At 73.4% G+C, this 12,496-nt stretch carries 10 protein-coding genes; 7 read left to right on the forward strand and 3 right to left on the reverse strand.

The genetic code is table 11. The features are described from left to right. Window positions 1-37 precede the first annotated feature (37 nt). The gene (locus FHS22_RS30590) at window positions 38-718 is read left to right on the forward strand and encodes a response regulator transcription factor (RefSeq protein WP_184947486.1); all 681 of its coding nucleotides are present in this window, start codon (window positions 38-40) and stop codon (window positions 716-718) included. Beyond that, entirely contained in the window at window positions 715-2,091 is a 1,377-nt protein-coding gene (locus FHS22_RS30595; protein ID WP_184947488.1) for a sensor histidine kinase, read from the forward strand. The genes FHS22_RS30590 and FHS22_RS30595 overlap by 4 nt, the downstream gene beginning before the upstream one ends. Window positions 2,092-2,124: 33 nt before the next feature. On the opposite strand, the gene FHS22_RS30600 is transcribed toward FHS22_RS30595, so the two are convergent. Next, entirely contained in the window at window positions 2,125-2,520 is a 396-nt protein-coding gene (locus FHS22_RS30600) for a hypothetical protein (protein ID WP_184947490.1), read from the reverse strand. Window positions 2,521-2,679: 159 nt separating this feature from the next. On the opposite strand from FHS22_RS30600, the gene sigJ reads away from it, so the two are divergent. Both sigJ and FHS22_RS30610 read left to right on the forward strand, forming a co-directional pair. Then, window positions 2,680-3,720, forward strand: coding sequence for an RNA polymerase sigma factor SigJ (gene sigJ / locus FHS22_RS30605; protein ID WP_184947492.1), 1,041 nt, complete (start codon window positions 2,680-2,682; stop codon window positions 3,718-3,720). Between the two features lie 543 nt (window positions 3,721-4,263). Beyond that, entirely contained in the window at window positions 4,264-4,959 is a 696-nt protein-coding gene (locus FHS22_RS30610) for a hypothetical protein (RefSeq protein WP_184947494.1), read from the forward strand. On the opposite strand, the gene FHS22_RS30615 is transcribed toward FHS22_RS30610, so the two are convergent. After that, window positions 4,929-6,071 carry a transposase domain-containing protein gene (locus tag FHS22_RS30615; RefSeq protein WP_184947496.1) on the reverse strand — a complete coding sequence of 381 codons (1,143 nt, stop codon included), beginning with the start codon at window positions 6,069-6,071 and terminating at the stop codon, window positions 4,929-4,931. The two genes, FHS22_RS30610 and FHS22_RS30615, sit on opposite strands and share 31 nt — an antisense overlap. A 305-nt stretch (window positions 6,072-6,376) precedes the next feature. Here FHS22_RS30615 and FHS22_RS30620 point away from each other — a divergent pair, with 305 nt between their 5' ends. Continuing rightward, on the forward strand, window positions 6,377-8,506 hold the full coding sequence (locus tag FHS22_RS30620) for a sensor histidine kinase (protein WP_221474313.1): 2,130 nt from the start codon (window positions 6,377-6,379) through the stop codon (window positions 8,504-8,506). 91 nt (window positions 8,507-8,597) lie between these two features. Here FHS22_RS30620 and FHS22_RS30625 read toward each other — a convergent pair whose 3' ends face one another. Then, on the reverse strand, window positions 8,598-9,206 hold the full coding sequence (locus tag FHS22_RS30625; RefSeq protein WP_184947498.1) for a response regulator transcription factor: 609 nt from the start codon (window positions 9,204-9,206) through the stop codon (window positions 8,598-8,600). A gap of 97 nt (window positions 9,207-9,303) precedes the next feature. Between FHS22_RS30625 and FHS22_RS30630 the strand changes: the two genes are divergently transcribed. Both FHS22_RS30630 and FHS22_RS30635 read left to right on the forward strand, forming a co-directional pair. Beyond that, window positions 9,304-10,035, forward strand: coding sequence for an ABC transporter ATP-binding protein (locus FHS22_RS30630; RefSeq protein WP_184947500.1), 732 nt, complete (start codon window positions 9,304-9,306; stop codon window positions 10,033-10,035). Continuing rightward, a complete protein-coding gene (locus FHS22_RS30635; protein ID WP_184947556.1) occupies window positions 10,035-12,464 on the forward strand; it encodes an ABC transporter permease in 2,430 nt (809 codons plus the stop codon). The genes FHS22_RS30630 and FHS22_RS30635 overlap by 1 nt, the downstream gene beginning before the upstream one ends. Window positions 12,465-12,496: the final 32 nt, after the last annotated feature.

The raw sequence follows: 12,496 nt of genomic DNA on the forward strand, positions 1-12,496 counted from the left end.
TACCCCAAATGTCTCTTTACTTACTACTGTTCACCTCATGGCGACCGTTCTCGTGGTGGAAGACGACGAGTATGTGCGCTCCGCGATCATCCAGGAACTGAGCAGGCGCCAGCATGCCGTGCGCAGCGCGGGGCGGGCTCTCGACGCGTTGCGGGAGATCACCCAGCGTCCCCCGGACGCGGTGATCCTCGACCTCGGCCTGCCCGACCTGGACGGGTCCGAGGCGCTGAAGATGATCCGCAGCGTCTCCGGCGTCCCGGTCATCGTCGCGACGGCCAGGGACAACGAGGCGGAGATCGTCCGCCTGCTGGAGGCGGGCGCCGACGACTACCTGGTCAAACCGTTCTCCGGCGACCATCTGAACGCCCGGCTGGACGCGGTGCTCCGGCGGGCGCGGACCGCGAGCCCGCCGCAGGTGCTGCGCATCGGCGACCTGTCGGTGGACCTGAACCGTCGCGAGGCCGCCGTGGGCGGCACGCCCCTCACCCTGACACGCCGGGAGTTCGACCTGCTGGCCTACCTGGCCGCGCGGGCCGACCGGGTCGTCTCCCGCAAGGAGCTGCTCACCGAGGTGTGGCAGCAGTCCTACGGAGACGACCAGACCATCGACGTCCACCTGTCGTGGCTGCGCCGCAAGCTCGGCGAGCGCGCCTCCGCTCCCCGCTACCTCCACACCGTGCGCGGTGTGGGCGTCATGCTGGTAGCGCCGCCGCCATGAGGCGGACCCTCGCCCTGCTCGCCCTCGCCGGGGCCTCGATGATCGCCTTGGCCTTCCTCGTCCCCCTGGGGCTCTTCGTCAAGGAGAGCGCCGAGGGCAGAGCGCTGGCCGAGGCCGAACGGCAGGCCGCGGCGCTCGTCCCGGTGCTGGCGATCACCGTGAACCCGGAGCGGCTGCCCCATGCCCTGGCCAGCACCGGCGCCGGGGACCGCATCGCCGTGCACCTGCCGAACGGCGGCGCGGTCGGCACGGTCCGCGCGCCCGTCCCGACCGTGACCGCGGTCGCCGGGCAGGGCCGGGCCGTGACCGCCGAGACCGACACCGGGGTCCTCCTGCTGCGCCCGGTCGCCCTGGACGGCGGCCGGACGGTGGTGATCGAGATCTTCGTGCCCGGCGGGGAGCTCACGCGGGGCGTCACCACCTCCTGGGCGGTGCTGACCGGGGTCGCGGTGATGCTGGTCGCGGGCTCGGTGCTGGTCGCCGACCGGATGGGCGTGCGCGTGGTGCGCTCGGCCCGCCGGCTGGGCCGCGCCGCGGGCGCTCTGGGCGCCGGCGACCTCACCGTCCGCATCGATCCGGAGGGCCCGCCGGAGCTGGCCGCCGCGGGAGAGGCCTTCAACACCATGGCCGACCGGGTGGTCCAGCTCCTCGCCGCCGAACGGGAGATGGCCGCCGACCTGTCGCACCGGCTGCGCACGCCGCTGACCGCCCTGCGGCTCAGCCTCGACCACCTGGGCCCGGAGGCGGAGCAGAGCCGCCGCTCCCTCAGCCGGCTGGAGTCCGAGGTCGACCAGATCATCGCCGCGGCCCGGGCGCCCTCCCGCGCCCCGGAGTTCGTGGCCTGCGACGCGGCGGAGGTCCTCCGCGAGCGGCTGACCTTCTGGTCGGCGCTGGCCGAGGACCAGCAGCGCCGCTGGGAGCTGATCGGCGCGGACGCGCCCGTCCGGGTCCCGGTCGCGGCGACCGAGCTCAGCGCCGTCGTGGACGCGCTGCTCGGCAACGTGTTCCGGCACACCCCCGAGGGCTCGGCGTTCACCGTGACCCTGCACCAGGGCTCCGGCACGGTCGGCATGCTGATCGCCGACGCCGGACCGGGCATCCCCGACCCGTCGGCGGCGCTGCGGCGCGGGGCCAGCGGATCGGGCTCCACCGGGCTCGGTCTGGACATCGCCCGCCAGCTCGCCGAGACCACCGGCGGCGACCTGCGGATCGACGCCTCCTCCCTCGGCGGCGCCCGGGTCCAGCTGTGGTTCCGCACCGACCAGCGGGACCGCACGCCGCGCGCGGCCCGGCGGCCGGTCCGCAGCCGCTGGTCGGGGGCGGCCCGGCGGGTGGTCGGCGACCGCTGGTCGGGGGCGCCCCGCACGCACTGACGACCGGCGCGGGCCGCCTCACCGGCGGCCCGGTCACGCCGCGGCGGCCCCGTGGGCGCGGCGGCCGGCCCAGACCTGGCCGAGCTGCAGGACGCTCAGGCCGAACATCAGCGCGCCCAGCGGGACATGCAGGGTCTTCACCTGCGCTATGCCCAGCGCCACCTGCGCCAGCGTGAGCGCGAAGAACCCGGCCGCGTACAGGACGGGCCCGGGTGAGCCGCCTCCCGGACGCCACGCCAGGACCGCGGCGACCAGGTGCGCCAGCGTCACGGTGAACACCCCGTACCCCGAAGCGCTGTGCAGCGCCGACCCGCCGGGCGAGGACAGCAGCAGTCCGGCGGTGACCGGTGCGGCGAACAGGGCCAGGGTCTGCAGGACGATCACGACACGCAGGAACGTGGCGTAGCCCTGCTTGCCCGTCGTGGACATGGGGTCTCCTCTTCTCTGGTCCGAGGCTCTGCGGCATGGTGCCTCAGTAGTCCGACGACGCGGCCGCCGGGAATGTGAGGCGACCGCGCGACCTCACATTCCGGAGGGCCGTCTCGTCGGTCTGATGAGAGCAACCGCGACAGAGGAAAGCCGGGGACCATGACCACCCAGCCCGAGCCGGGAGACGGCCGATCCGACCCGAACCTGAGTGCGATCATGAGCGAGCGGCGTCATCTGATCAATCTCGCCTACCGCCTCCTCGGTTCCCTGTCCGACGCCGAGGACGTCGTGCAGGAGACCTACGTCCGCTGGTACGCCATGCCCCGGCAACGGCAGGACGCCGTCGGATCCCCCGGCGCCTGGCTGACGACGGTCGCCGGCCGCATCTGCCTGGACCTGCTCGGCTCGGCCCGGGCCCGGCGCGAGCGGTACGTGGGCGAATGGATCCCCGAACCGCTGCCCGACCCCGCGGAGTGGACCCCCGGGCCGTCGGACGGCACCGCGGCCGACCCCGCCGACCGGGTCACGCTCGACGAGTCGGTCAGCATGGCCTTCCTGGTCGTGCTCGAATCCATGACCCCGGCCGAGCGCGTCGCGTTCGTCCTGCACGACGTCTTCCGCTACTCCTTCGCCGAAGTGGCGGCGACCGTCGGCCGCACCCCGGCGGCCTGCCGCCAGCTGGCCTCCTCGGCCCGCCGCCGCCTCCGCGCCGCGCAGGCGTCCACGGCCCCCGCGGCCCGGCAGGCCGGCGTCGTCAGGGACTTCAAGCGGGCCTGGGAGGCCAAGGACATCGACGCCCTCATCGGCCTGCTCGACCCCGGCGCCACGGCGATCACCGACGGCGGCGGCCTCGCCAGCGCCGGGCTCCGCCCGATCGAGGGCAGCGAGCAGATCGTCCGCTACATCCTCGCCGTCGCCGGTACGGCGCCCGCCATGACGATCCTGGAACGCACGGTCAACGGCCGGCCCGGCCTGGTGGCCCAGCAGGGCGGCGTCACCGTGACGGTGACGGCGTTCGACGTCGCAGGCGACCGGATCACGCGCATCTGGGCGGTGCGCAACCCCGACAAGCTCCGGCCCTGGACCGCGGGACCGCGGCAGCACCCGGGTGTCCCGGGGGAAGACCCGGCAGCTCACCCGAGCGGCCCGGCACCGTTCACCGCGCCGCCCGGCGGTACGGCCGCCGTACGCGAGACCTGAAGCAGAGACCATTCCCTTTGTTGTCATCCGCACACGACAAAATGTGTTTATTTTTGTCAGCGAGTGCTTGAACCTCTTTTTATGGGTGAGACTTCCGCCCATTTCCGGCGGGGCCGGGAACTGGAATGCCATATCCTCCGGACCGCCGCCCCGGGCGTCTTCCCGCAGCACCGGAAGACACCCGGGGGAGACAGGCCGCATGTGCACTCCCCGGCCCGCCGGCGGGGATGTTGACTCAGGCGCTTGGCCCTTTTCCCGGGGCGAATGCCCTCACGAAGAGCCGGGATGCCCGGGTCACTGCGGAAATCACGGCCTCCCATCCGGCCCGTCGGCGGCAAGACCGGACCCCGGTGATCTTCGATCCGCCGGCTGGAACGCGCCAGAAAAGGGAGGGGCCCCATAGCGGAGCGCTTATCTCAACATTATTTCCGCGAAGCGGATCAGAATACGATCAATGACAATTCGAATCGACTCCCGGACATTGACGGAGAATACACCTGTCTTTATTCTCGAAATAACCGGCATATCGTATTGGAGTGGCCGATGAAACGTCTCGGGAACCTCGCCGCCGCCGTCCTCCTCGCCGCCGCGGCGTCAATCCTCGCCGCGGCCCCCGCCTGGGCGGCCACCACCACGATCCACAGGGACAACGCTGCGGGCGCCGCCTACGCGGGCAAGGTGCGGGCGACGCTGATCGCGCCCGTGTCGGTCTCCACCTCGCTCGGCACCGCCACCTGCAACACCGGCAACATCGACGCCGCCATCCAGTCGGACGGCACCGCCCTGAACGTCTCGGGCTTCTCCTTCAGCAACAGCCCCGGACCGGCGTGCCCGAACAGCGCCGGCGGCCAGTCCACCGTGAGCGCGGTGGGACTGCCGTGGAACGGGGGCAACGTCACCTACGGCGCGGTGAGCGGCGGGCGCGACGCGACCCTGACGCTCACGAATGTCAGGGTCTCCTCGGTGACCACCGGCTGGTTCGGCACCATCACCTGCGTCTACCGGGGATCGGGGGCCTCCGACAGCATCGTCCTGGACGGCTTCAACGCCGACAACGCCGCCCGCCCCGACCCCTCCGTCGACCAGGCTCAGGCCAGGGCCGTCAACTCCGGCCTCTCCAAGGTCAGTGGAAGCTTCCTGTGCCCCGGTACGGCCAGATACAGCGCCACCTTCCAGTTGCTCGGCGAGACCGTCGCCGGATCCGGCGTCTACGACCAGAAGCTCCACATCACCTCCTGACGGCGTTCGCCGCAGCGGTACAGCCCCTCCCCTCCGGGGGATCGGCCCGCCTCCCCGCCTCGCGCGGGAGGGGCGGGCCACAGCTGCGAGCCCTCCGTCCACAACGCCAGCGCGCACATCGCCTGGTAGACGCAGAGCAGCGCCCACACCTCCTGGGCCACCGTCTCGGCGCTCCTGGAACGCAGCACAGCCGCCGGGCCGCACCGGCCGGCCCAGGCCATCGCGCCCGCCATGTCCCACCGCCCGGCGTACCGTGCCGACAACTCGGCCACGGGCGCCCGCCCCGGATCCGTCAGCGTCGTGACCAGCCAGTCCGTGCCCGGCCGGGGAACGACTCTGACGGGCGCGCCTCCCATCGCGGCGTGCCGGGACAGATACGAGCCGTCCCCGAGGCGGTGCTCCACTGCGAGCCCGTCAGCCCCGGCGATCCCCCACAGCAGGTGCGCGCCGGTCGCCGCCGCCGTACGCCACAGCCCGAACCCCTCGGGACCGGACCGGGCCAGCAGCAGCGCCCCCGGTCCCAGCCTGCGCAGCGCCCGCGCCGCCAGCGTGTGCCGCTCCACCGCCGAGCCCGCGAACGTCGCGTCCACCAGCGTGTGGGTCCCGTTCTCCGCCACCGCCACGACCCGGACACAGGGGAGAGGCCTTTTCCCGTCCGGGCGGCCGAACGCCGCGTTGTCGGGGGTCCCCGGTACGGCCAGCGTCATGTCGTCCATCGTGACCGGCCACAGTCCGGCCAAGTCCTCGTCATGGGCACGGGGCGTGGGGACGGCCACGCGGTGCAGAAGCGCCCGCAGGGGCTCCGCGCCGAGCCGCGCGCGGGCCCGGCTGATCGCCGATGTGCTGGGCGCCTCCCACCGCAGGACCCTGCGGGAGCGCCACGCGAGCCCGTTCAGGAGCAGGCGCATGACCTGGTCGTAGTTCCTGTCGGGGAACATGCACAGCGCCAGGACGTAGTACATCGTCAGATGGGCCGGCAAAGCTCGTCGCCGCCTGTCCGCGCACCCGCTGGCCCGTATCACCTCGTCGAGCAGTGACACCGGGAAGGCGGATGTGAGAACACTGATCGACAAGTGGTCCGCCAGCCGTTCCTCACCCGGCCGGGTCCTCACGTCCCTGATCGTGCCCGTGTGCGCGCCGGGTAAGCGGCGACCGGGTGAATCTCTGATTTCTTGGCGGTGTGCGCTGGAGTCCGCGGCGGGAATGCGCGGAATCTGAGTGCGGTCGCCTCGGTATCCGCGCTCCTGGACGGGCCGCCGACCGTCGCCGGGACCTGACGGGCGGCGGCGAATTCGAACGGCTTCAGCCGCAGGCAGGCGTCGCGTTCGGCGCAGACGCGTGCCGTGCCCGCGACGATCGGCGGGCCGGCTCGTCTAGGCTGTTCCCCCGGATGTTCGGGGGTACGGATTTGCCACAGATGCAGGCGCCCCATCTGGCCCGGGGGATCACCCTCGCCGTTCTGGGCGCGTTCGCGAGCGTGTACCTGCTGGCCGGGATGCCGATCGCGATCGTCGTGTTCGCGCTGCAGCTCGTCCACGTCCTGCCGGCGCTCAGGCGGTTCCGGGGAACGGTGCTGTTCGCCGTACAGGCCGGCGCCGGGTTCTGGGGCGTTCTCGCCTCCGGCGCATCCGTCGGCATGCTCGGCTTCCTGGCCGGGTCACTGCTGCTGTCGCCGCTGTGGCCGCTCGCTCCGGCGGTCGCCGTGGCGGCGGCGGTGATCGGCTCCGTCCGGTACGGCGAAGCGTCCGCCGCAGCCGACGCCACGATCACGATGGTCCTGATCGCGCTGGTGGTCTACGGCCTGACCCGGCTCACCGAGCGGGTCGACCAGCTGCACTCGGCCAGGCTCGCCCTCGCCGTGGCCGCCGTCGCCGAGGAGCGCCTGCACATCGCCGCCGAACTGAGCGACGGTCTCGGGCGAGGCCTCACCATGATCGCCGCAGGCGGCAGGCGCGCCCTGGCCGAGCCGGAACGCACGGCCGAGATCCTCGGACAGGTCGCGGGCACGGCACGGCGCGCCCTGGCCGAGGCGCGGACCGCCGCCTCCGGGTACCGCGCCATGTCTCTGGCGCCCGAGATCACCACCGCCCGCGCGATGCTGGCGGCCGCGGGCGTGACCGCGCACGTGCGCGTCGGCCACGCCGAACCGCTGGGGCCCGCGGGCGCGCTGCTCGCGGCCGTGCTCCGGGAGGCGGTGACCGAGGTCGTACGGCGCGGCACGGCGACGACGTGCGAGATCGAGACCGACGTGTCCGAGGGCGGAGTCCGGCTCCGCGTCTCCAACGACGGAGCCAGGACCGCGGAGGACGAGAGCCTGGGCGACCTTCCGGGCCGGGTCGCCGAGGCGGGCGGATCGCTCACCACAGGCCTGTCCTCCACCGGCCGTTTCACCGTCTCCGTCGTGCTTCCCGGCGCCGGATCCGCTCCGTCGCTCCCGCCGGACGACCGGCACGCCTCCGTTCTCTCCTTCACCCTGCTGGCCGTCGTCCTGGCCGGGTTCAGCGCCAAGGCGCTGCTCCAGCTCCCGGCAGGCTCGCTGCCCCCGGCGGCCGCCTGTCTCGGGCTGATCCTCTTCCTGCAGCTCCGCTCGGTGTCCGGCCACCACATACGGTCGCTGGCGGTCATGGCCCTGCTCACCTATCTCCCGATCCCCGCCTTCGGCGCGGTCTGGCTGGGCGTCGCCGGTTTCCTGTCCGGCCCGCTCCTGCTGGCCTTCCCCGCGGTGCTCGCCTGGCCGCTCGTCGCCTCGGTGACGGCGAGTGCCGCGGTCATCGGCGTCGCCCTGGGGCTGGAGCCCGCCGTGACGGTGAACTACACCGTGAGCACGCTGGTGACCGGCCTGGTCGTCCACGGGCTCCTCCGCCTGGCCCTGCTGGCGAAGGAGGTGCAGGCGGTCAAGGAGGAGCTGGCCCGCTCGGCGGTGGTCGAGGAGCGCCTGCGCGCCGCCCGGGACCTGCACGACCTGCTCGGCCACAGCATGGCGGCGATCCTCCTCAAGTGCGAGCTGGCCAGGAGGCTCGACCCCGTCCGGGCCCGCGCCGAGATCGAGGACGTACTCGAGATGGTGGACAAGGCCGAGGCCGACCTGCGCTCCGTCTCCGGGGAGCGGCACGAGATGGCGCTGGCCGCCGAGGCGGACTCGGCGCGGTCGCTCCTGGGCGCCGCGGGCATCGAGGTCACGGTCGAGCTGAGCCACGGCCGGGTCGCCGCGGAGGTCGAGACCGTGCTGAGCACGGTGCTGCGCGAGGCGGTGACCAACGTGCTCCGGCACAGTGCCGCACGCCGCTGCACGATCACGGCGGACTGCGAGCAGGGCGAGGTACGGCTCCGCGTGCGCAACGACGGCGTGCGCCCGGCCGCGGTTCCCGCCGAGGACTCCGCCCCGGACCGGACCGCGGGGCGCCGCGGCTCTGCGGGAGTCGGCAACCTGACCACGCGGCTGGCCGCCCTCGGCGGCAGTCTCGCCACCACCCGCGACGGCGAGCGGTTCGAGATCGAGGCCCGTGTCCCCACCGCGTCCCTCGCGGTGTCCGTCCCCGCCGGCTGAGGCTCCCCCGCGCCTCGGACGGCAGGCGCCGCGGCCGTCCCCGGGCGGCCCGGTCCCCGCCTCCCGTCCCGGCCGTGCGGGTGCGGCGCGGTCAGATCCAGCCCGCCTGTCTCGCGATGCGCACGGCGTCGACCCGGTTGCGGGCGTTGAGCTTGGCGACGATCGCGGTGATGTAGTTGCGCACGGTCCCCGCGCTCAGGAAGAGGCGCCCGGCGATCTCGGCCGCGTCGATCCCCTCGGCCACCAGCCGGAGCACGTCGGCCTCGCGGGGGGTGAGCGGGTTGTCGGCCAGGTCCCAGGCCGTCACCGCCAGCGAGGGGTCGAGCACCCGCTCTCCGCCGGCCACCGCGCGGATGGCGGCCACCAGTTCCTCCGGCGGCGCGGTCTTCAGCAGGAACCCGTCCACCCGCGCGCCGAGCGCCCGGCGCAGATGGCCCGGCTTGCCGTACGCGGTGAGCATGAGCGTCCGGCAGCCGGGCAATCGCAGGCGGAGCTCTGCCGCGGCCGCGAGGCCGTCGAGCGCGCCGGGCATGTCGATGTCGAGCACCGCGACGTCGGGCCGGTGCAGAAGCGCGGCGGGCACCACGGCGTCGCCCGACTCGACGGCGGCGACGACCTCCAGGTCCTCCTCCAGGCCCAGCAGCACCGCCAGGGCGCCCCGGACGACGTACTGGTCCTCGGCCAACAGCACACGGATCACGGGACATGTCTACCAGTGTCCGGATCATGACGATGTCACGGTCCCTCGATGATCACATCTCTGGCCCGGCGGACCGCAGGCCAGCAGGCTGGCAGGCATGACGGACGTAGTGCGTTTGGACGCGGTGAGCAAGGTGTACGGCACGGGCCAGAGCGCGGTGGCGGCCCTGCGCGAGGTGACGGCGGGCATCCCGCAGGGGAGCTTCACCGCGGTGATGGGACCCTCGGGGTCGGGGAAGAGCACGTTTCTGCACTGCGCGGCCGGGCTGGACTCACCGTCCTCGGGCTCGGTAAAGCTGGGCGGCACCGAGCTGAGCGGGATGGACGAGACGCGGCTGACGAAGCTGCGCAGGCAGCGGATCGGGTTCGTGTTCCAGGCGTTCAACCTGGTGCCCGCGCTGACCGTGACCGAGAACATCACGCTGCCGCTGCGGCTCTCGGGCAGCCGGGTGGATCGGGCCTGGCTCCGCGAGATCGTCTCGAGGGTCGGCCTGGACGGGCGGACCGGGCACCGGCCCGCCCAGCTCTCCGGCGGACAGCAGCAGCGGGTGGCCATCGCCCGGGCGCTGATGACCCGGCCTGAGGTGGTCTTCGGCGACGAGCCCACCGGCGCGCTCGACACGATGACCGCCCGTGAGGTGCTGAGGCTGCTCCGCGAGGTGGTGGACGGCATGGGCCAGACCGTGGTGATGGTCACCCACGACCCGGTGGCGGCCTCCTACGCCGACACCGTCCTGCTCCTGGCCGACGGCCGGATCGTGGACACGATGACCGCGCCGACCTCCGAGCGCGTGGCCGAGCGGATGACCAGGCTGGGAGCGTGGGTGTAATGATCTTCTTCGCATTGCGGACGATCCGGCACCGCAAGGCCGGCTTCGCGGGCGCCTTCCTCGCCCTGATGTGCGCGGCGGCCCTGGTCTGCGCCTGCGGGATGCTGCTGGAGACCGGGCTGCGCGGCGGCGTCGCCCCCGAGCGCTACGCGGGTACCCCGATGCTCGTCGCGGGCGACCAGTACGCCCGCGAGACGATCCGGAAGTCGGAGGGGAAGACCAAGGAGAAGGCCAAGGCCCTGTCAGAGCGCCGGTGGATCCCCGCCTCTCTCGCCGGGGAGCTGAGCCGGCTCCCGGGGGTCGAGCGGGTGGTCACCGAGGTGACCTTCCCCGTCCTGGCCGCGGGCCGGTCCTTCTGGGGGCACGGCTGGGAGTCGGCCCCGCTCACTCCGTTCACCCTGCGCGCCGGACGCGCGCCCGGCAGCGGGAACGAACTGGTGGCGGACGCACGGGCGGGGCTGGAGGTGGGCGCCGAGGTGACCGTGGAGTCACCGGTGGGATCACGGGTCTACCGGGTGACGGGCGTCACCGCCGAGGCCCTGCCCAGCCAGGACATACTGTTCTTCGCCGCCTCCGAGGCCCGCCGCCTGGCCGGCCGCCCCGGTCTGGTCAGCGCGATCGGCGTCTTCCCCCGGTCCGGCGCGTCCCGGATCGACCCGGCCCCGGTGCTCGGCGGTGCGCTCGTCCACACCGGCGACGAGCGCGGCGCGGCCGAGTTCCTCGACGCGGAGCAGGCACGGCTGAAGCTGGTCAGCATGGGCGGCGCCCTCGGCGGTACCGCGCTGCTGGTCGCGGTCCTCGTCGTGGTCGGCACGTTCGCGCTCTCCGTCCAGCAGCGCCAGCGGGAGATCGCCCTGCTGAGAGCGGTCGCGGCGACGCCCCGGCAGGTGCGTCGGCTGCTCGGCGGCGAGGCGCTCATGCTCGGCGCCGTCGCCGGGATCCCGGGGTCCGCTCTGGGAGTCGGCCTGGGTTTCTGGCTGCGCTCCCGGTTCGTCGCGCTGGGCGTGATGCCGGAGAACCTGCGGCTCGTGGTGAGCCCGTTCCCGGTACTCGCCGCACTCGCGGCAACCGTCCTGGCCGCCTGGACCGCCGCGCGCCTCTCCGCTCGCCGTACCGCCCGCATCCGCCCGGTCGAGGCCCTCGGTGAGGCGGCGCTGCCGGCCGCGCGCCTGCCCCGGGGACGGATGATCGCCGGACTGCTGTGCGCCGCGGGCGGTGCCGTGCTGACGTTGGTGCTGTCGGGGCTGTCCACCGAGGCGGCATCCGGCCCTGTGACGATGTTGACCGCACTGGTGTGGACGGTCGCGGCCGCCCTGCTCGGCCAGGTGATCGCCCGGGTGGCCGTCGCGCTGCTCGGAGTGGTGCTGCGCGCCTGGCGGGTGAGCGGGTACCTCGCCGCCGCGAACCTGCGGGCCGGGTCGCACCGGATGGCCTTGGTGATCACTCCGCTCAGCCTGATGGTCGCCATGACGTGCACGATCCTGTTCGTGCAGACCACGATGGGGCACGCCGCCCAGGAGGAGGCGGCCGCGGGTGACCGCGCCGACTACGTGCTCGGCCCGCGGGTTTCCTCCTCCGCGGCCGAGGCCGTACGCCGGGTGCCGGGCGTGGAGGCGGTCACCGAGATGCTGCACACCTCGGTCCGGGTCGGCTTGGACAAGTACGGCGCACGAGCCGTCACGCCCTCGGGGCTCCTGCTGACGCTCGACCCCGGAGTGGTCGCCGGATCGCTGCACGGGCTCGGCCCGCAGACGGTCGCCGTCAGCCGGACCGCCGCGTCCCGCCTCGGCGTGTCGGTCGGCTCGCCGCTCAGGCTCACCCTCGGCGACGGCACCCGCGCGACGCTCCGCGTCGTCGCCCTCTACGAGCGGGGCCTCGGGTACGGCGAGCTCCTCCTGGCGCACGAGCTGGTGCGCCCGCACGTCGACGATCCGTTCTCCACCGTCCTGGTCTCGGCGCCGTCGGTCTCCCGCGCGGCCCTGGAGCGGGCCGCACCGGGCGTCGCGGTGCTCGACAGGGTCCGGGCCGCCGAGGCGGGAGCGCCGAACGCCGAGGTCAACTACGTGACGATGGGCCTGATCATCGCGTTCACCGCGATCGCCGCGGTCAACACGCTGGCGATGTCCGCCTCGGACCGCTCCCGCGAGTTCGCCCTGCTCCGCCTCGTCGGCACCACGCGCCGGCAGGTGCTGAGGATGGCCCGTCTGGAGACGCTGACCGCGGTGCTGGTCTCGGTGGCCGTCGGCACGGTGATCTCGCTGGTCACGCTCACCGCCTTCAGCCTGGGCATGATCGGTTCGGCACGGCCGCACGTGCCGCCGCCGGCCTACCTGGCCCTGGTCGCCTCGGTGGCCGCCCTGGCCCTGGCCGCCACCGCTCTTCCCGTGCGGTTCCTCCTCCGTGCCCGCCCCGCCGAGGCGATCTCCTGATCCGCGGATCCGGTCGTCCTGAACCGGAACCC

It is taken from the genome of Thiemannella venezuelensis (assembly GCF_014203605.1).
Lineage (GTDB): Bacteria > Actinomycetota > Actinomycetes > Streptosporangiales > Streptosporangiaceae > Planomonospora_A > Planomonospora_A venezuelensis.

Excerpts from the sequence above, each read along its gene's own strand:
- FHS22_RS30590 (WP_184947486.1), top strand. The coding sequence starts at position 38 with ATGGCGACCGTTCTCGTGGTGGAAGACGACGAGTATGTGCGCTCCGCG.
- FHS22_RS30595 (WP_184947488.1), top strand. The coding sequence starts at position 715 with ATGAGGCGGACCCTCGCCCTGCTCGCCCTCGCCGGGGCCTCGATGATC.
- FHS22_RS30600 (WP_184947490.1), bottom strand. The coding sequence starts at position 2,520 with ATGTCCACGACGGGCAAGCAGGGCTACGCCACGTTCCTGCGTGTCGTG.
- sigJ (WP_184947492.1), top strand. The coding sequence starts at position 2,680 with ATGACCACCCAGCCCGAGCCGGGAGACGGCCGATCCGACCCGAACCTG.
- FHS22_RS30610 (WP_184947494.1), top strand. The coding sequence starts at position 4,264 with ATGAAACGTCTCGGGAACCTCGCCGCCGCCGTCCTCCTCGCCGCCGCG.
- FHS22_RS30620 (WP_221474313.1), top strand. The coding sequence starts at position 6,377 with ATGCAGGCGCCCCATCTGGCCCGGGGGATCACCCTCGCCGTTCTGGGC.
- FHS22_RS30630 (WP_184947500.1), top strand. The coding sequence starts at position 9,304 with ATGACGGACGTAGTGCGTTTGGACGCGGTGAGCAAGGTGTACGGCACG.
- FHS22_RS30635 (WP_184947556.1), top strand. The coding sequence starts at position 10,035 with ATGATCTTCTTCGCATTGCGGACGATCCGGCACCGCAAGGCCGGCTTC.